We start from the raw sequence: 21358 nt of genomic DNA on the forward strand, positions 1-21358 counted from the left end.
GTGCCCGTCGACCCTGATCATCCGGTTGAGCGGACGAAGTATGTCCTGGAGGTTTCGGCTCCGGTCGTCGTGCTCACCTCTGACGGCGTGCAGCTTGATATCCCTGCCGGGGTGGAGTTGTGGAATCTCGATTCGGTTGATGTGTCGGCGTATTCGGCGGACTCGGTTAAAGACGCGGATCGGGTCGCGCCGCTGCACAGTTCGAACACCGCCTATGTGATCTTCACTTCTGGTTCGACGGGTCGTCCGAAGGGTGTTGCGGTGCCGCATGTCGGCATCGTGAATCGTTTGGTCTGGATGCAGGCGCAGTACGAACTATCCGGTGATGACGTCGTCGTTCAGAAGACGCCGGTGACGTTCGATGTGTCGGTGTGGGAGTTGTTCTGGCCGTTGCAGGTCGGCGCGTCGTTGGTCATCGCGCGCCCCGATGGTCATCGCGATCCGCTGTACCTCGCCGACCTCATCGAGGCTCGCGGCGTCACCATCGCGCACTTTGTGCCGTCGATGTTGTCGGCGTTCACCTCGGTGGTCGAACACGGGCGGGTGCCGTCGTTGCGGCAGGTGTTCTGTTCGGGTGAGGCACTCACCGCGCAGGCGGCGCGTGCGTTCGCAGCTCTCAGTGGTGCGGTGTTGCACAATCTGTACGGTCCGACCGAGGCGTCGGTGGATGTCACGTTCCACGAGTACTCCGCGGCTGACACTGTTGCGGTGCCGATCGGTGCGCCGGTGTGGAACACACGCCTCCAGGCGCTTGATGAGCGTCTGCATCCGGTGCCGGTGGGTGTTGCGGGTGAGTTGTATCTCGCGGGTGTGCAGTTGGCGCGTGGGTATGTGGGTCGTGCGGATCTGTCAGCGGATCGGTTTGTGGCTGATCCGAGTGTCACCGGCGAGCGGATGTATCGCACTGGTGATCTGGTCAAGTGGGTGCACACCGGGTCGGGTGCTCTGGAGTTGGTTTATCTAGGTCGTACCGATTTCCAGGTGAAGTTGCGTGGTCTGCGTATCGAGTTGGGTGAGATCGAGACTGCGCTCGTGGAGCAGCCGGGTGTGGGTCAGGCTGTGGTGCTCGTTCGTGAGGATGTGCCGGGCGTTCAGCAGTTGGTGGGTTACGTGGTGGCCGCGCCGGGCGGGCTGATCGAGGTCGATGCGTTGGGGGCCGTACTCGCGACCAGGTTGCCGGAGTACATGGTGCCGGCGGTGTTTGTGTCTCTGGATGCTCTGCCACTCAACGCTTCGGGCAAATTGGATCGTAAGGCTTTGCCTGCTCCCGACATCGCCGAGAGGACGCAGACGTACCGCGCGCCGGGTTCCGTTGCCGAGACGGTCCTCGCGGGAATCGTCGCTGACCTTCTCGGTGTCGAGCAGGTCGGTGTGGACGACTCGTTCTTCGCCCTTGGTGGCGACAGCATCATGTCGATCCAGCTGGTCTCCCGGGCCAAGCGCGAGGGTATGGTGCTGCGTCCGGCAGATGTCTTCGAACACAAGACCATTGCCGCGCTCGCCCGTGTCGCCGAGATGGGTGCCGCGGCGACCGTTCTCGACGAGCTGCCCGGCGGTGCTGTCGGTCAGTTGCCGCTCACGCCGATCATGCACTGGATGATCGAGGACCTGCGCCGCTACGACGAGTTCGCGCAGTCGGTGCTTGTCACCGTGCCGGCCGGCGTTACCGGATCACGCTTGCAGTCTGCCGCGCAGATTCTGCTCGATCACCACGACATGCTCCGATCCCGGCTGGTGCGCTCCGACGACGGAGCACATCTCGAGGTCGTGCCGGCAGGCGAGGTCTCCGCCGAGGATCTCCTCACCCGGGTCGGCACCGAAACGCTCCCGGGGACCGACGCCTTTGCCAGCCTCGCGCAGGAGCACTTGCGCCGTGCCGCAGCGGCTCTCGACGTCGAGCGCGGTGTCACCATCCGGTTCGTGTGGTTCGATCTGCCCGGTGATGTACCGGGCAGGCTGCTCGTCGTCGCCCACCACCTCGTCGTCGACGGGGTGTCCTGGCGGGTACTGCTCCCAGACCTCGCGCTCGCGTGGTACCGCGTCGCCGACGGTGCAGCCGTCGAATTGTCCTCGGGTGGAACAAGTTTCCGGCGCTGGGCAACCGGACTGGCGGATGCTGCAGCGGGTCGGTTCGCCGAACTGCCGCTGTGGCAGGGCATTCTCGCCGACCCCGATCCGATACTGGGATCGCGGGCCCTCGACCCCGAACTCGACACCGTCGCCACAGTGCAGGACCTGCGGGTCGAGCTCGAGGGCCCTGTCGCCGATACCGTTCTCGGCCGCCTGCCTGCGGTCGTCCACGGTTCGGTCAACGACGGCCTGCTCGCCGCGCTGGCCCTCGCCGTCGCCCGCTGGCGCCGCGATCGCCGGAGCGATGCCGATTTCGTCCTGGTGACCCTCGAGGGTCACGGCCGCGAGGAGCAGGCCGTGCCCGGGGCGGACCTGGCCAACACGGTCGGCTGGTTCACCACCTCGTTCCCGGTGCGCCTCGACCTCGACGCCGTTGACATCGACGACGCCTTCGCCGGCGGCCGGGCCGCGGGATCGGCGATCAAGCGCGTCAAGGAACAGCTGCACGCGATCCCCGACCACGGCATCGGTTACGGCATGTTGCGCTACCTGGCCGAGGACTCGGCCGCGGCGCTCCGCGGTCTCGCGATGCCGCAGATCGGCTTCAACTACCTCGGACGCGTCAACACAACGGGTGACCAGACGGCGGACTGGATGCCCGACACCTCTGTCGCCGATCTCGGCGGCATGCGTGATGAGGACATGTCGGTGCCGGCGATCCTCGACATCAACGCATCGGCTGTCGACACCCCGACGGGTACCCGGCTCGGCGCCACCTTCTCCTATGCAGCCGGCGTGCTGACCGGTGAGCAGGCGCGCGAGATAGCCGACCTATGGGTCGAGGCGCTGACCGCGCTGGCGACATACGCCGACACCCCCGGTGCCGGTGGACGCACGCCGTCGGATCTGCCACTGGTCGCCATCGACCAGGCCGGTGTCGAGCAGCTGGAGGAGCGGTACCCGGATCTGACAGATGTCTGGTCGCTCTCGCCGCTGCAGGAAGGACTGCTCTTCCACGCGCAGTTCGCCGGGGAGCATCTCGACGCGTACATGGTGCAGACGGTTCTGGACCTCGAGGGTGCGGTCGACGCGCAGCGCCTTCGGGCTGCGGGCCAGGCCCTGTTGCGCAGGCACGCGAACTTGCGGGTCGCCTTCGACACCGTGTCGGGTGAACCCGTGCAGGTGGTGCCCGCTGACGCCGAACTCCCGTTCCAGGAGATCGATCTCAGCGGTACCGACTACATCGAAGCCGCCTTCGATCAGCTGCTAGCCGCCGATCGCGCGCGTGGTTTCGACATGGCGAACCCCCCGCTGGTGCGGTTCACCCTCGTCGATCTCGGTGGCGGACGGTACCGGATGGTGTCGACGAACCATCACGTGCTCCTGGACGGTTGGTCGACCCCGCTGTTGCTGAAGGACCTGCTGTATCTGTACGCAACCCGCGGCGACGCCTCGGCGCTTCCCGCGCCGGGTGAGTATCGCGACTTCCTCGCGTGGCTGGCCACGCGGGACCGTGAGACTTCGCTCGCCGCCTGGCGCGACGCGTTCGACGGACTGGACGAGCCGTCGTTGCTCGCCGCCGGGGAAGGTGACGGGTCGGTCGCGTCCGCAGACACTTCCCGGTACGCCTCGGCGGGATTGACGGCTGAACTGTCGGCACTTGCGCGTGATCTCGGCGTCACCATGAACACCCTGGTGCAGGCCGCGTGGGGTGTCGTCATGTCCGCGCTGACCTCGCATCGGGACGTGGTCTTCGGGACGACCGTCTCCGGCCGGCCCGCTGACCTCTCCGACGTCGAGACGATGATCGGCCTGTTCATCAACACCCTGCCCGTCCGGGTGACCGTCGACCCCGGGCTGACCCTCACCGAGCTGATCACCCGGGTCCAGTCCGAGCAGGCGGCCCTCCTCGACCACCACCATCTGGGGCTCGCGGAGATACAGCGTTCTATCGGTGCAGCGGCCTCCTTCGACACCCTGACGGTGTTCGAGTCGTACCCGGTGGATCAGGCTGCGCTGGCGCAGGCCGCCACCGACATCGACGGGATGCGGGTCACGGGTCTGCGTGGATTGGACTCCACGCACTACCCGCTGACACTGGTCGCGAGCATCGGTGACCGGCTGCATCTGCAGGTGAAATACCTCACCGGCGTGTACAGCGCCGATGAGGTCGACGCACTACTGGGCCGCGTTCTCCGGGTTCTCACCGCTTTCGTGGAGACCCCCGGACAACGCATCGCCGCGGTCGATGTCCTCGACGCCGCCGAGCGGGACGCGGTCTTGACCGGGTGGCTCGACCCCGGTGTCGAAGTGCCCCCCGCGACTCTCGCCGCGGTGTTCGCCGACCGCGCGGGGCACCATGCCGACCGCACAGCCGTCGTCGCGGGCGGCGAGAGGTTGACCTATGGAGAGCTCGCCGATCGGGTGAACCGGCTTGCGCGCATCCTGATCGACGAAGGGGTCGGGCCGGAATCGATGGTCGCCGTGGCGATGCCGCGCACCGCCGACCTCGTCGTCGCATTGCTGGCCGTCATCACCGCCGGCGGTGCCTATGTCCCGGTCGACGTCACCTACCCGCAGGACCGGCTCGCCTACATGCTGGCCGACTCGAAGCCGGTCGTGGTGCTGACCACCGGTGAGGATGCACAGGCTCTGCCGGACAACAACATTCGTGTTGTCCTGCTCGACTCTCGGGAAACGGTCGAACGCCTGGCTCAGGTGTCGGGCGCGCCCGTGACCGACTCCGAACGCACGGGCGGGCTCTCCCCGCAGCACCCGGCCTACGTGATCTACACGTCCGGTTCCACCGGCCGCCCGAAGGGTGTCGTCGTTCCGCACGTGGACGTCCTCACCCTCATGATGAACACCCAGACAAAGTTCGGTTTTGATGAGACCGACGTGTGGACGATGTTCCACAGCTACGCCTTCGACTTCTCGGTGTGGGAACTCTGGGGCCCGCTGCTCCACGGCGGGTCGCTCGTCGTCGTCGACTTCGCGACCTCGCGGTCGCCGGAGGACTTCCTGGCGCTTCTTCGTCGGGAACGGGTCACCGTGCTCAATCAGACGCCGTCGGCGTTCTATCAGCTCGCCGAAGCCGACCGGGTAGCAGGGGAGGAGTCTGTCTCCGTCTCCAGCAACGGGTCCGGACCCTCTGCTCTGAGCCTGCGATACGTGATCTTCGGCGGGGAAGCGCTGGACTTGGGTCAGCTCGACCGCTGGTACACCCGGCACGCGGAGGATTCGCCGCGATTGGTGAACATGTACGGCATCACCGAGACGACGGTCCACGTCAGCTATCTCTCGTTGAACCGCGAGTTCGCCCGTGAGTCCACGGCTAGCGTCATCGGCCGCGGATTGCCCGGAGTCGGCGTCTACGTCCTCGACTCCCGGCTCCGCCCCACCCCGGTCGGCGTCGAGGGTGAGATGTACGTCCACGGGGGTCAATTGGCCCGCGGCTACCTCGGCCGTCCGGACCTGACCGCCGGCCGGTTCGTCGTCGACCCCTTCGGGGCGGCTGGTCACCGGATGTATCGCACCGGCGATCTGGCTCGATGGAACGCCCATGGGCAGCTGGAATACCTGGGGCGCACGGACTTCCAGGTCCAATTGCGCGGATTCCGAATCGAGCTCGGGGAAGTCGAGTCCGCACTGCTGCGGTACTCCGGTGTTGCCGCATCGTCGGTGCAGGTGCGCTCGCACGAGAGCCTCGGCGACCACCTCGTCGGATACGTGGTACCCGAGACCGGCACGGCGATCGAGGTCGACAGCCTGCTCGCCTTCGTCGGAGGCTTCCTGGCGTCGTACATGATCCCGTCCGCGATCGTCGTGCTCGACGAGTTCCCGCTGACCGCCAACGGCAAGCTGGACCGGCGGGCACTTCCCGCGCCCGACTTCCTGTCCGGCGCAGTCGAGTTCGTTGCTCCGAGGACTCCGGTCGAGGAGGCCGTCGCCCAGGTGTACCGCGACGTCCTCGGTGTGGAGCGGGTCGGGGTGCATGACTCGTTCTTCGACCTCGGTGGCAACTCGCTGGTCGCCACCCGGGTGGTGGCGCGTGTCAATGCTGCTCTCGATGCCCGGCTGGGTGTCCGCGCATTGTTCGACGCGCCCACGGTGGCCGAACTGTCCACACTGTTCGAACACGCCGCGACCGACGAGTCGGATCGGCCGGCGCTCGTCGCAACGCAGCGCCCCGATGTGGTGCCGCTGTCGCTTGCGCAGCAACGGATGTGGTTCCTCAACCGGTTCGATCCCGAATCACCCGCGTACAACATCCCGTTGGTGATCCGGCTGACCGGCCATCTCGACATCGGGGCCCTCAGGTCGGCCTTGCGCGATGTCGTGGCGCGGCATGAGTCGTTGCGCACCGTGTACCCGGACTCTCCTGCCGGACCTGCCCAGGTGATCCTCACGCCCGAGGACATCGACGTCGACCTGACACCGTCGGCAGTGTCCGAATCCCAGCTTGCCGCCGCCGTTTTCGGTCTGGTCAGTGCAGGTTTCGACGTGACCACAGCGCCTCCGATCCGCGCGGGCCTGCTGAGTGTGGGGACCGACGACCACGTGCTCGTCGTGGTGGTGCACCACATCAGCGCCGACGGGATGTCGACGGCACCGCTCGCACGGGATGTCATGCTGGCCTACAGCTCTCGTGTCCACGGTGTGGGTCCCCAGTGGCCGCCCCTGCCGGTCCAGTACGCCGACTTCGCCGTCTGGCATCGCCGGGTCCTCGGCGACGAGGACGACCCCACCTCGCTGATCTCACGGCAGATCGACTTCTGGCGCACCGAGCTGACGGGACTGCCGGACGTTCTGGCCCTCCCGACCGATCGTCCTCGACAAGCCGAGCGGTCCAGGCGGGGCGGACGCCATTCGTTCCGGATCGACGAAGACCTCCGCGGTCGGGTGAACGCGCTGGCCCGGGCCCACGACGCCACGCCGTTCATGGTGTTGCACGCCGCGCTGGCGCTGATGCTGGCGCGGATCAGCCGGGAGTCCGACATCGCCATCGGCACGCCGATCGGCGGTCGCGGCGACGAGGCGCTCGACGACCTCGTGGGGATGTTCGTCAACACCCTGGTGCTGCGCACAGAGGTGGACCTCGACGTTCGATTCACCGATCTGCTCGCCCAGGTACGTCGTCGCGATCTCGCGGCGTTCGAGCACACCGATGTGCCGTTCGAACGTCTCGTCGACGTCCTCAGCCCGGTCCGGTCGACCTCTCATCACCCGTTGTTCCAGGTCTCGCTGTCGCTGCAGAACCAGCAGCGCGCGGAGCTCGCTCTGCCCGGCCTCACTGTCTCCGGCTTCGATGCGGGCAGTGAGGTGACCCAGTTCGACCTGGGCCTGACCCTCGGCGACGCGATCACCGAAGACGGCCGGGCCGACGGGATGTACGCGTACTTCACCTTTGCCGTCGACCTGTTCGACGAGTCGACGGTGGCGGGCTTCGCCCGGTGGTACGTGCGATTGCTCGAGGGGGTCGTGTCTGCACCCGACCTCGCGGTGGGTGACGTCGCGTTGCTCGGCATCGAGGAAGAGGCCGCAGTCGCCGTTCTCGGCTCGGCTCACCATGTTCCGGCTTCACCCGGGCTGTTGCTCGACGACTTCCATGCCCAGGTCCGGCGCACACCGGATGCGGCGGCAGTCTCCGATGATCAGGTGTCGCTGACCTATGCGGAGTTCGAGGCACGGGTGGCACAGGTGGCTCGTGAACTGGTCGATGCAGGCGTGGGGCCGGAATCGTTCGTCGCGGTGGCGATGGGACGTTCGGTTGAGTCAGTGGTGGCAACCTACGCGGTCGTCGAGGCCGGCGGTGCGTACGTGCCGGTGGATCCGGAGCAGCCAGCCGACCGGAATTCGTATGTGCTACAAGCCACGTCGCCGATCTGCGTGCTGACCACCGCGGTCGACGAGGCGTCGTTGCCATTGGCCGGGTATCGGGTCCTCCGGCCGGACCAGCTGGGCCATCGACGGTCGGCAGCACCGCTCACCGACGCTGATCGGTTGGGCGTGCTGCGGCCCGAACACGCTGCCTACGTGTACTTCACGTCGGGCTCGACGGGTCGTCCGAAGGGTGTTGTCGTAGCTCACCATGCGGTGACCGCACATCTACGCTGGGTCCGCGACGAGCAGGGCATGAGCGCACACGATGTGCTGCTGCACAAGTCGGCGCCGACCTTCGACATCTCCGTGTGGGAGATGTTCGGCGGACTCCAGGGCGGGGGCCGAGTCGTCGTCGCGCGTCCGGGTGGGCATCGGGACGTGGACTACCTTTCGGCACTGATCCAACGGGAGCGGATCACGGCCGGTCACTTCGTGCCGTCGATGCTGGACGTCATGCTCGGCGCCGACCGGGACTTCGCGTCGTCGCTGCGGCTCGTTCGAGTGGGGGGCGAGGGGATCTCGTACGCGCTCGCGGTGCGCGCAAGTGACGCAGGACTGTCCGTCCGCAATGGTTACGGTCCGACGGAAACCACTGTGACCGCCACTGCCGCACCCATCTTCGATCCCACAACGATGGTTCCGGGAGGGATCGTCCCGATGGGCGCGCCCGGCCGTGGCGTGCGTGCGCATGTGCTCGACGACCGCTTGCACCCGGTCGCGGTGGGTGTCGCGGGTGAGCTCTACCTGTCCGGTGATCAGGTGGCACGCGGCTACCTGGGTCGACTCGACCTGACGGCGGAACGATTCGTCGCGGACCCGTTCGTCGACGGCGAGCGCATGTACCGTACCGGTGACCTGGTCCGTTGGAATGCGTCCGGAGAGCTGGAGTTCTTGGGCCGCACCGACTTTCAGGTCAAGCTGCGTGGCCAGCGCATCGAGCTGGGAGAGATCGAGTCGGCGTTGCTGGCGCAGCCGCAGGTCTCGCAGGCCGTGGTCGTCGTGCACCGTGACCCCCACACCGGTGATCAGCTCGTGGCGTACGTGGTCGGCGAAGACGCCGATGCCGGTGTTCTGCGACGGCAGCTCGGACAGGTACTGCCCGCTTACATGGTGCCCACCGCTTACGTGGGGCTGGCGGTCATGCCGCTCAACGCGAACGGCAAGCTCGACCGGCGGGCTCTGCCCGAACCGCAGATCGAGGTCGACGCCGCACGTTTCGTGGCGGCTCGTGGTCCCGTCGAGGAGATCATCGCAGGCATCTACGCCGAGGTGATCGGTGTCGAGCGCGTCGGAGCAACGGACAGCTTCTTCGAGCTGGGCGGTAACTCCCTGGTCGCCACGCGGGTGATCGCCCGGGTCAATGCGGCGCTGGGTACCGATCTCGGGGTCCGCGAGATCTTCGACTCGCCGACGGTCATGGATCTCGCACAGCGTGCCGAGAGCGCGGTCGGACGCAGCCGCGTCCCGTTGTCGCCGCAGCCGCGTCCCAGCCGCATCCCGCTGTCGCTGGCGCAGCAGCGCATGTGGTTCCTCAACCAGTTCGACCAGGGCTCGGCGGCGTACAACATCCCGCTGGCGGTCCGGCTGACCGGCGACCTCGACGCCACTGCCATGTCGGCAGCGGTGCGTGATGTCGTCGCCCGCCACGAGTCGCTGCGGACGGTGTTCCCCGACTCGCCTGACGGACCGCATCAGGTGATCGTGGACGTCGGCGACGTCATCGGGGACCTCACCCCGATCGACCTCGCCATGGACGAGATCGCCGAGACCATCCGCGGTTTCGTCCTGGCACCGTTCGACGTCACCGACCGGGTGCCGCTTCGTGTCGCCCTCTACCGCGTCTCGGCGCAGGACCATGTGCTCGCCTTCGTCGTCCACCACATCAGCGGCGACGGTGTCTCGACCGCGCCGCTGGCACGCGACGTGATGACGGCCTACCTCGCCCGGTCCGCGGGCGAGGAGCCGGGGTGGTCGTCGCTGCCGGTGCAGTATGCGGACTACGCCCTGTGGCAGCGCACCGTTCTCGGTGCCGAGTCCGACCCGACATCGATCGCGGCGAACCAGGCCGAGTACTGGACCAGAGCGCTCGCCGGGCTGCCCGAGGTGCTGGCACTGCCCACCGACCGGCCGCGCCCGACGAATCGCACCCAACGCGGCGCGACCGTCTCCGTCGAGATCGACGGGGCCGTCCACCAGGGGCTCCGCGCGTTGGCATCCGAGCGCGGCGCGACCCTGTTCATGGTCATGCACTCGGCACTGGCGACCCTGCTCGCTCGCTTGTCGGGAACGACCGACATCGCGATCGGCACGCCGATCGCGGGCCGGACGGAGCCGGAGCTCGACCAGCTCATCGGCATGTTCGTGAACACCTTGGTGCTGCGCACCGAGGTCGATCCGGAGGCCGATTTCGCCGGTCTCCTCGATCGTGCCCGTGAGGTGGACCTCGACGCGTTCGCCCACGCGGACCTGCCGTTCGAACGCATCGTCGACCTCCTGCAACCGGTCCGGTCCACGTCGCACACCCCGCTGTTCCAGGTGGTCTTGGCGAGCACCGGAACGGGCGAGGACCGCTTCGAACTGCCGGGGCTGACGGTCAGCGGCATCACCGACGAGACCCACATCGAGAAGTTCGACCTCGAGTTGTCCTACGCGGAGAGCCTCGACGGCGCCGGTCACGGTGCCGGGATGACACTCACCTTCGGGTACGCGACGGACATCTTCGACGAGAGCACGGTGGCATCGTTCGCTGCCCGCATGGCCAAGGTGCTCGAGTCGGTCGTCGCCGAACCGGCGCGCCCGGTCGGCGACATCGTCCTGCTCGACGACATCGAACGTGCGGCCCTCGTACCGGTGCGTGGTGCGCCCGGCGGGCCCCCCCGTACCCTGGCCGCCATCTTCGACGCTGCGGCGCATCGGGATCCGTCGGCGACCGCGCTGGTCGCCGAGACGGGCGAGTTGACCTACGCCGAGCTCGACGAGCGGTCCAACCGTGTGGCGCGGGTGCTCATCGAGCGGGGAGTCGGTCCGGAGAGCTCGGTTGCACTCGGTATGTCCCGCTCGATCGAGTCGATCGTGGCCGTCTGGGCGGTCGCCAAAGCCGGCGGCGCCTTCGTGCCCGTCGACCCGAACTACCCGGCGGATCGGATCGAGCACATGCTCACCGATTCCGGGGCTCGCGTCGGAATCACCCTCGAAGCGCATCGCGGGCTGCCCGCGGGCTCCGTCGAGTGGCTGGTCCTCGACGACGAGACCGACGCTCTCGACGTGGCCCGGCAGTCGGGTGCGGCCGTCGGCGACGCCGATCGTCGGGCGCCACTGCGGCCCGAGCATCCGGCGTACCTCATCTACACGTCCGGTTCCACCGGCGTGCCGAAGGGTGTCGTCGTCACGAACGCCGGTCTCGGCGACTTCGCCGACGAGCTGCGCGAGCGGTGCGCGGTGCCCTCGACCGGCCGCGTACTGCACTTCGCGTCGCCGAGCTTCGACGCGTCGGTGCTCGAGTATCTGCTGGTCTTCGGTTCGGCGGCGACCTTCGTCATCTCGCCGCGGTCGATCTACGGCGGTGCGGAGCTGACCGCACTGCTGCGTGAACAGTCGGTGACGCACGCGTTCATCACCCCGGCGGCGCTGGCTTCGGTCGACGACACCGATCTCCCGTTGCTGCGGATGATCGCCGTCGGCGGTGACGTCTGTCCGCCGGAACTGGTCGCCAGGTGGGCGCCGGGTCGCACGATGCTGAACATGTACGGCCCGACCGAGGCGACGATCTCGGTGACGATCGACGGGCCGATCGACACGGGCTCGCCGATCCGGATCGGTACGCCGAACCGAGGGGTGGAGGCGCTGGTCCTCGACACCCGTCTGCAGCCGGTTCCGGTCGGGGTGCCCGGCGAACTGTATGTCGCCGGACCGGCGCTGGCGCGCGGCTACCAGAACCTGGTCGGCCAGAGCGCGGAGCGCTTCGTGGCGAATCCGTTCGGCGGCGCCGGTGCGCGGATGTACCGCACCGGCGATGTGGTCCGCTGGGTTGCGGGTGGCGCGCTGGAATACCTGGGCCGCTCCGACTTCCAGGTGAAGGTCCGTGGTTTCCGCATCGAACTCGGCGAGATCAGTGGTGTGCTGGCGCGTCATGACAGCGTCGGCTTCGTGACGACCGAGGGCGTGACCGCGCCCGACGGTGGCACGGTGCTGGTGGCCTATGTGCTGCCCGCGAGCGGGCACCCGGTTGCCGAGGACGCACTGCGTGCCTTTGCCGCGGAGTCCCTGCCCGCCTACATGGTTCCCACGTACGTCGTCGCATTGGACGATGTCCCGCGGACACCCGCCGGCAAGCTGGATCGTCGTGCGCTGCCCGTCCCCGAGTTCGTGAACGAACCCGAGGAGTATGTCGCCCCGCGGTCGCTGACCGAGGAGATCGTGGCGGACGTGTTCGCCGACGTGCTCGGGTCGGCGCGGGTCGGGGTCACGACGAGCTTCTTCGATCTCGGCGGTAACTCGTTGTCGGCGACGAAGGTCACTGCTCGGCTGGGTGCCGCGCTCGGGGTCCGCGTCGGTGTGCGCGAGCTGTTCGACGCGCCCAGTGCGGAGATGTTGGCTGCCCGGGTGGAGAGCCTGTCCGCGGTCGAGGGCCCCGCACTCGTGGCGATGGAACGTCCGGAGCGGATTCCGTTGTCGCTGGCGCAGCGTCGGATGTGGTTCCTCAACCAGTTCGACACCGAGAGTGCCGCCTACAACATCCCGCTCGTGGTGCGGCTGTCGGGTCACCTCGACGTGACCGCGCTCGAGCAGGCGGTGACCGACGTCGTGTCGCGTCACGAGGTGTTGCGCACGGTCTACCCGACCGGGCCCGAGGGGCCCTACCAGGAGATCTGTGCGACATCCGATCTCGACCTCGCGTTGTCCCGGATTCCGTCGGGGGAGGACGAGGTCGTGCGGACGGTGACCGAGTTCGCCCTGCGCGGCTTCGACGTGACCGTGGCGCCGCCGGTACGGATGGCCGTTCTGGAGATCTCGGCGACGCAGCACGTGCTGGTCCTCGTGATGCATCACATCGCCGCCGACGGGGCCTCGGTGGCTCCGTTGGCTCGGGACATCATGGTGGCCTACAGCGCCCGGTCGCTTGACGGGGTGGCGCCGCAGTGGTCGCCGCTGCCGGTGCAGTACGCCGACTACGCCCTGTGGCAGCTGGCACGGTTGGGGACACCCGACGATCCGGAGTCGTTGGCGCGCAAGCAAGCCGACTACTGGCGGGCCCAGCTGTCCGGCTTGCCGGACGTGCTGGACCTGCCGATGGACCGACCCCGTCCGGCCGTGCAGTCGACGGCCGGCGCAGATGTCGAGTTCATCATCGACGCGGGCCTCCACGCCCGCCTGCTGGAACTGGCCAAGAGTCGCGGCGCGAGTCTGTTCATGGTGTTGCACACCGCGTTTGCGGTGACGCTGTCCCGGTTGTCGCGCGAGTCGGACATCGCGATCGGTACACCGGTCGCCGGCCGGGGCGAACAGGTCCTCGACGATCTGGTGGGCATGTTCGTCAACACCCTGGTGCTACGCACTGCGGTCGACGCCGGCGCGTCGTTCGAGACCCTGCTCGAGGCTGCGCGCGACACGGATCTGTCGGCGTTCACGCACGCGGACATGCCGTTCGAACAGCTGGTGGAGATGCTCGACGTGGAACGCTCCACCTCGTACTCGCCGCTGTTCCAGGTTATGTTCACGATGCAGAACAATGCGCAGGCGCAGTTCGAACTGCCCGGCCTGACCGTCAGCGGTGTGCGATCGGACTTCGACGTCGCCCGGTTCGATCTGCAGCTGACCGTGATCGATTCGCGTGCCGCAGACGGTTCCGCAGCCGACCTGGGTGCGACGCTGACCTACGCGAGCGCGCTCTTCGACGAGTCGACGGTGACGGGCTTCGCGGAACTGTTCGTGCGTGTACTGTCGGCGGTGGCGGCCGATCCGGCTGTCGTCGTCGGCGATGTCGGCATCCTCGGGGAGGCCGACACGAGGGCGATCTCGACGCGGAATGCGACCGAGCGGGCGGTCGTCCCGGCGACGCTGGTGGACCTGTTCGACGCGCAGGTCGCTCGCACACCGGACACGCTCGCCCTGGTGTCGGAGGACGTCCGGCTGACCTACGCGGAGTTCGATGCCCGAGTGAATCGGTTGGCGCGCAGGCTGATCGAGTCGGGTGTGGGTCCGGATGTGGCGGTGGCCGTCGGTGCCCGTCGGTCGGTCGCGATGCTGGTCGGCATCTACGCGGTCCTCAAGGCCGGTGGCGGATATGTGCCGGTGGACCCGGATCATCCGGCCGAGCGGACCCGCTACGTGTTGGAGTCGGCCGCGCCGGCGGTCGTGTTGACCGCCGGTGGGGTCGCGCTGGATGTTCCCGCCGGTGTGCCGGTGTGGGATCTGGATTCGGTTGACGTGTCCGGATATGCGGACGCGCCGATCGTCGATGCGGATCGTCGTGGTGCTCTGCGGGATTCGAACATCGCGTACGTGATCTACACGTCGGGGTCGACGGGGCGTCCGAAGGGGGTTGCGGTTCCGCACGCGGGGATCGTGAACCGGCTCGAGTGGATGCAGGCGGAGTACTCGTTGACCGCCGACGACGTCGTGGTGCAGAAGACGCCGGTGACCTTCGATGTGTCGGTGTGGGAGTTGTTCTGGCCGTTGCAGATCGGTTCCCGGCTGGTGATCGCGCGGCCGGATGGACATCGGGATCCGCTGTACATGGCGGATCTGATCGAGTCGCACGGTGTCACGACCGCACACTTCGTACCGTCGATGCTGTCGGCCTTCACCTCGGTCGTCGAGGTGGGTCGGGTGCCGTCGTTACGGCAGGTGTTCTGCTCCGGTGAGGCGCTGACCCCGCGCGCCGCGCGCGCATTCGCCGACCTCGGCGATGCCGCACTGCACAACCTGTACGGGCCGACCGAGGCGTCGGTGGATGTGACCTACCACGAGTATTCGGTCGCCGACGCGGTGTCGGTGCCGATCGGTGCGCCGGTGTGGAACACGCGATTGCACGTGCTCGACGATCGCCTGCACCCGGTGCCGGTGGGTGTGGCCGGCGAGTTGTATCTGGCCGGTGCGCAGCTGGCGCGCGGGTATGTCGGACGCGCGGATCTGTCGGCGGACCGGTTCGTGGCGAATCCGTTTGCTGCGGGTGAACGGATGTATCGCAGCGGCGACCTGGTGAAATGGGTTCACGGGGTGTCCGGTGCCCTCGAAGTGGAGTACCTGGGACGGACCGACTTCCAGGTGAAGATGCGTGGTCTGCGTATCGAGCTTGGTGAGATCGAGGCAGTGCTGCTCGAGCAGCCGGGGGTGGCGCAGGCGGTCGTGCTCGTCCGCGAGGACGTCCCGGGTGCGCAGCAACTGGTGGGCTACGTGGTGGCCGAATCCGGTGCGGTCGTGCCGGTCGACGAGTTGACCTCGGCCCTGTCGGCGCGGTTGCCCGAGTACATGGTGCCGTCGGTGTTCACGGTGCTCGATGCCCTGCCGCTCAACGCCTCGGGCAAGTTGGATCGCAAGGCGCTCCCGGCGCCGGACCGCTCGGTCGGCGAGCACGCCTACCGGGCACCGGGGACTCAAGCCGAAACGGTGTTGGCCCGGTTGGTGGCCGAACTGCTCGGGGTCGAGCGGGTCGGCATCGACGACTCGTTCTTCGCGCTCGGTGGGGACAGCATCATGTCGATCCAGCTGGTCGCGCGGGCCAAGACGGCCGGGATCGTACTGACGCCGCGAATGGTCTTCGAGCACAAGACGATTGCGGCATTGGCCCGGGCTGCCGGGGCGGCCGAGGACGCGGCGGTCCTCGACGAGCTGCCCGGCGGTGGGGTGGGTGAGGTCCCGCTGACACCGATCATGCACTGGATGATCGAGCACGGTCGTAGCTACGACCGGTTCTCGCAGGCGTCGGTGCTCGCGCTGCCGCGCGACATCGATCCGGTCCACCTCGTCGGCGCGGTGCAGGCCGTACTCGACCATCACGATGCCCTGCGCGCACGACTGGTCCCCGGACCCGAACAGCGCAGCGCCGACGGTGCCCGTCTCGAAGTGCTGGGAGTCGGCGCGGTCGACGCCGCCGACCTGGTCCGGACGGTGCGCTACGACGGCGAGTTCGTCACCGTCGCCGCAGCCGAGCTCGACGCGGCCGCGGACCGCCTGGACCCAGCCGGGGCCGTGCTGCTCCAGGCGGTGTGGTTCGTTCCGGCCGACGACCGGGAAACCGGCCACCTGCTGGTCCTCGTGCACCACCTCGCCGTCGACGGGGTGTCGTGGCCGGTCCTCGGCGGTGACCTCGTCACCGCGTGGGGGCAGCTGGCCCACGGCCAGCCGGCGGCGTTGGCCCCGGTCGGCACGTCGTTCCGGCGTTGGGCGCACGGCCTGGCCGACGAGGCGCGGTCCGAGCGGAGGATCGCCGAACTCGACACCTGGCGGCGAGTCCTCGACGGGCCGGATCCGGTTCTCGGCAGACGCCCGCTCGATCCCGACCTGGACCTCGTCGGTTCCGTGGCGGACCTCCACGTCGAGGTGCCGGCGCAGGTCGCCGAGGCGGTGCTCACGGTCCTGCCGGAGAAGTTCCACGGAACCGTCAACGACGGTCTGCTCACCGCTCTCGCCCTGGCCACCGTCGCGTGGCGGTCCGAACGCGGCGTCGCCGAGCCGACCGCACTGGTCACCCTCGAGGGTCACGGTCGTGAGGAGCAGATCGTTCCCGGAGCCGACCTGTCGCGGACGGTCGGTTGGGTCACCAGCCAGCTGCCCGTCCGGTTGGATCTGTCCCAGGTCGATGTCGCCGCCGCACTCGCGGGGCGGGATGACCTCGGATCGGCGATCAAGGCGGTCAAGGAACAACTGCTGGCCCTGCCGGACCGCGGGATCGGATACGGACTCCTGAGGCGACTGAACCCGGAAACCGCGGGAGTCCTCGAAGGGTTCGCCGCGCCTCAGATCGGGTTCAACTACCTCGGTCGACGTGGCGCGCCCGATCAGCGGCAGGATTCGGTTGCCGATGAGAACCCGGTGAACCTGGCAGGTGCCCGCGACGACGACATGGTGGTGCCGGCAGTGCTGGACATCAACGCGTCTGCTGTCGGCAGCGTCGGTGCGTCGAAACTCATCGCGACGTGGTCGTACGCCACCGGCATCCTCGACCGCGCCGAGGTCGAGCGGTTCGCCGAGTTGTGGGTGGCCGCGCTGACCGTGCTCGCCGAGTACGCCGGCCGGCCCGGTGTCGGGGGCTTCACGCCGTCGGACTTCGAGCTCGTCGACGTCGACCAGCACCAGGTCGACGTCTGGGAGGCCCAGTACCCGACGCTCACGGACGCATGGTCGTTGTCGCCGTTGCAGGAGGGCCTGCTCTTCCAGTCGCGACTGGCCGGTGACGCAGCCGCCGGCGGGGCGACGGACTTCTACCAGGTCCAACTCATGCTCACGCTGATCGGAGTCGTCGACGCCGAACGGATGCGGGCGGCCGGTCAGGCAATGCTCGATCGCTACCCGAACCTGCGGGTCGCGATCAGCTATGCCGGCGGGGTCGGCGCCCAGGTCGTCCATGGCGACATCGAGTTGCCGTGGCGAACGGTCGACATGAGTACGGTCCCGGTCACCGACCGGGAGAGCGAACTCGCGGCGCTGCTCGAGGCGGATCGCGCCGAAGGGTTCGATCTGGCTGCGGCTCCGCTGATCAGGTTCACCATGGTGCGCCTGGCCGACGACGAGTTCCGGTTGATCGTGCTCAACCACCACGTGCTGCTCGACGGCTGGTCGATGCCGTTAATGTTGCGGGAGTTGTTCACGCTCTACGCCACACGAGGCGACACGACCCACCTCCCGCGGCCGAGGAACTACCGGGACTTCCTGGTGTGGCTCTCGCAGCAGGACCAGGCCGAGTCGCTGGAGGCGTGGCGCGCGGCCTTCGACGGCAGTACGGAACCGACGATCGCACTCGGCGACACCGGCGCGGACGCCGGCGAGTCGCGTGAGCTCGAGGTCCACCTGGATGCCGAGGTCACCGACGCGCTGGTCTCGCTCGGCCGGCAGAACGGGTTCACGATGAACACCGTCGTGCAGGCCGCCTGGGCCATCGCGGTGTCCACCCTGTCGAGTCGCTCCGACGTGACGTTCGGGGCGACCGTCTCCGGTCGGCCTCCGCAGATCGACGGCATCGAGGAGATGCTCGGCCTGTTCATCAACACCCTGCCGGTGCGGGTCCGACTGGACCCGGCGGAATCCGTGACCGCACTCCTTCGCCGGGTACAGGAGGAGCAGTCGGCGCTGCTCGACCACCACCATGTCGGGCTACCCGACATCCGTGCGGCCGCGGGGCAGGGTGCGGTGTTCGACACGCTCGCGGTCTTCGAGTCGTATCCGACGTCCGGCGCCGAGGGCGGGGCCGACATCGACGGAATGACCGTCGCCGGTATGTCCGGCAACGACGCCGTGCACTACCCGCTCGCGCTCGTCGCAGCTCAGGGGCGCACGTTGGCGCTGCGACTGAAGTTCCTCGACGGTGTTGTGGACGCGGACCGGGCACGCGACGTGCTCGGGCTCGTGGTGCGGGCGGTCGAGGGGTTCGCGCGTTCGCCGCGCTCCCCGCTGGCATCGATGGACCTGCTCGACGCGCACGTCCGTGGCGAATTGGTCCCGGCGCGCGGCGGGCGGGACAACGGATTCCGCAGCCTACCCGACATGCTGTCCGATGCCGTGGAAACGAATCCGGAAGCGACAGCCCTCATCTCGGGTGAGACCACCGTGTCCTATCGAGAACTCGACGAACGGTCGAACCGTCTCGCGCGGTTGTTGACGTCCCGAGGGGCAGGACCCGAACAGGTGGTCGCCCTGGCGCTGCCGAGGTCGATCGAGTCGATCATCGCGATCTGGGCGGCGGCCAAGACCGGAGCGACGTTCCTGCCGATCGATCCGGGATACCCGTCCGAGCGCATCGAGCACATGCTCACCGACTCCGGCGCGGTTCTCGGACTGTCCCTGGGCGCGCATCGGTCGTCTCTCGGTTCGGCCCTTCCGTGGGTCGACCTCGATTCCGCCGACGTCGTCGAAGCCCTCGCGCGCGAGTCGGCCTGGCCGGTGGGCGATTCCGATCGCGCGCATCCGATCCGTCCGGACTCGGCGGCGTACATGATCTACACCTCGGGATCGACCGGGCTGCCGAAGGGGGTCGTGGTCACCCAGCGCGACCTCCTGAACACCGCCCGCGACGCAGTCGAGCGCTTCCGCCTTGCAGCGGGCGACCGCGTCACCCACCTGGTGTCGCCGAGCTTCGATGCGTCGGTCCTGGAGTTCCTGATGGCGTTCGGGTCGGCGTCGACGATGGTCATCGTGCCGCCGGAGGTCTTCGGTGGCGTCGACCTCGCGGAGCTGCTGCGCACTCGACGCGTGACGCACACGTTCATGACCCCGGGCTCTCTGGCGTCGATGTCACCGGATGGTCTCGACGACCTCCGCGTCGTCGGGGTCGGTGGCGAGGCGTGTTCGCCGGACCTCGTCACCCGGTGGGCCCCGGGCCGCAGGTTCGTGAACGCCTACGGTCCGACCGAGACCACGATCTGGGCGACGGCCAGCGATGACCTGCAACCGGGCGACCGGGTCGACATCGGTGAGCTGCTGTCCGGTGTGCGGGCCGTGGTGCTCGATACGCACCTGCGACCGGTTCCGGTCGGTATGGCCGGCGAGTTGTACGTTGCCGGCCCGTCGCTGGCGCGCGGCTACCATCGACGCCTCGGACTGACCGCGGAACGATTCGTCGCCGATCCATACGGTGAGCCGGGTGACCGGATGTACCGAACCGGTGACGTCGTGGCATGGCGCCGTGATGCAGAGCGGTGGGTCCTCGACTATCTCGGTCGCTCGGATTTCCAGGTCAAGGTCCGTGGTTTCCGCATCGAGCTCGGTGAGATCGAGTCGGCGCTGCTCGCTCATCCGGATGTCGAGTTCGCGCATGTCATCGGGACCGATGGGCCGGGCGGTGCCACCGCCCTGGCGGCATACGTGGTGCCCCGCGACGGTGCCGAGGTCGACCCGGTCGTGCTCGCCCGCTTCGTGGGTGAGTCGCTGCCGGCGTACATGGTCCCGGCTGCTTTCGTCCCGATCGACTCGGTTCCGCTGACCGGTGCGGGCAAGATCGACCGGTCGGCCCTTCCGGTGCCCCGATTCTCCGCGAGGGCGGCCTACGCGGCTCCGTCCACAGCCCTGGAGCAGATCCTGGTGGAGGTGTTCGAGGAGCTGCTCGAGGTCGAGGGCGTCGGCGTCGACGACAACTTCTTCGATCTGGGAGGCCAGTCGCTGATCGCCGCCCGACTGGTGTCCCTGGTCGGGGAGCGAACCGGTCGGAGTTTGCCGCTGCAGACGGTGTTCGCCGATGCCTCTCCGCGTGCGCTCGCGGCAGGTCTCGCCGCTGACGGCGACGAACCCGCCCCGGCGGACGACGGTCTGGGGATACTGCTTCCCCTGCGTCCGAGCGGTGCGCTGGCCCCGGTGTTCTGTATCCATCCGTTCACCGGTCTGGGGTGGTCGTACCGAGGCCTCACCGACCACCTCCCCGCGGATCGGCCGCTCTACGGCATCCAGTCGCCCGCGTTGTCGGGAGGTGAGATGCCGGCGACGATCGCAGAAGCAGCCGCTTTGTATGTGCGGTACGTACGTGCCGTACAGCCAGACGGTCCCTACCATCTGCTGGGCTGGTCGTTTGGCGGCGTGATCGCCCATGAGATGGCGGTGCAGCTGCGTTCGGCCGGGCATCATGTGGCGTCGCTGGTGCTCCTCGACAGCCACCTCGAACTGTTCGAGGTGGGTGAGCACGAGGTGGCCGTCAATCTCGTCGAGATCCTCGACGGGATGGGAATCGACCTCGATGTGGAGGCCGACGAGAACGTAGTCGATCGGTTGCGGGAACTGCCGGGTCTGCCCGAGGGGTTGGCAGGCGATGGGCTCGACCGCGTGATCGACGGCGCGAGCCGGGCCGGGGAGATGATCCGTACGCACGTTCCCGGCTACTACGACGGACGCGTGGTCTACTTCGCCGCCCGCCTGGGCCGAAACCTGCGGACGGCGCCGGAGGCGGACTGGCGACCGGTGGCGGCCGCCGTCGACGTGATCGACACCTGGGCGTCGCACGACAACATCACGTCGACGCGGGCGTGGGCGCAGATCGGACCAGTGGTCTCGCGGGTGGTCGACGGAGTGGCCGACGGCGGAGTGGCCGACGGGGACTGAGCGCGATGCAACGCCGAGAACCCGAGTACCGACTTCTCCCGGAGGCGTTGCATCGCGCTCGGACGGTGACCGTCACTGTGGCCACACGGTTATCCGATCGCAACATCAGTAACATCAGTAACAGGTTCGGCCCTGGTAGCGTCGGTTTTGGGTGTCGCGGACG

The 21358-nt window shown here is 68.1% G+C and carries 1 protein-coding gene (only partly in view); it reads left to right on the forward strand.

Annotation, left to right across the window (positions count from 1 at the left end):
• A protein-coding gene (locus KB201_RS03260) for a non-ribosomal peptide synthase/polyketide synthase (protein WP_307848029.1) crosses the window boundary here: on the forward strand, positions 1-21195 show its end. 22242 nt of this gene lie to the left of the window's left edge; 21195 of the gene's 43437 nt are visible here — the last part of the coding sequence; its start codon lies off the left edge, out of view; its stop codon occupies positions 21193-21195.
• Positions 21196-21358 lie beyond the last annotated feature (163 nt).

This window comes from Gordonia sp. SCSIO 19800 (assembly GCF_018132775.1).
GTDB classification, from domain to species: domain Bacteria; phylum Actinomycetota; class Actinomycetes; order Mycobacteriales; family Mycobacteriaceae; genus Gordonia; species Gordonia hongkongensis.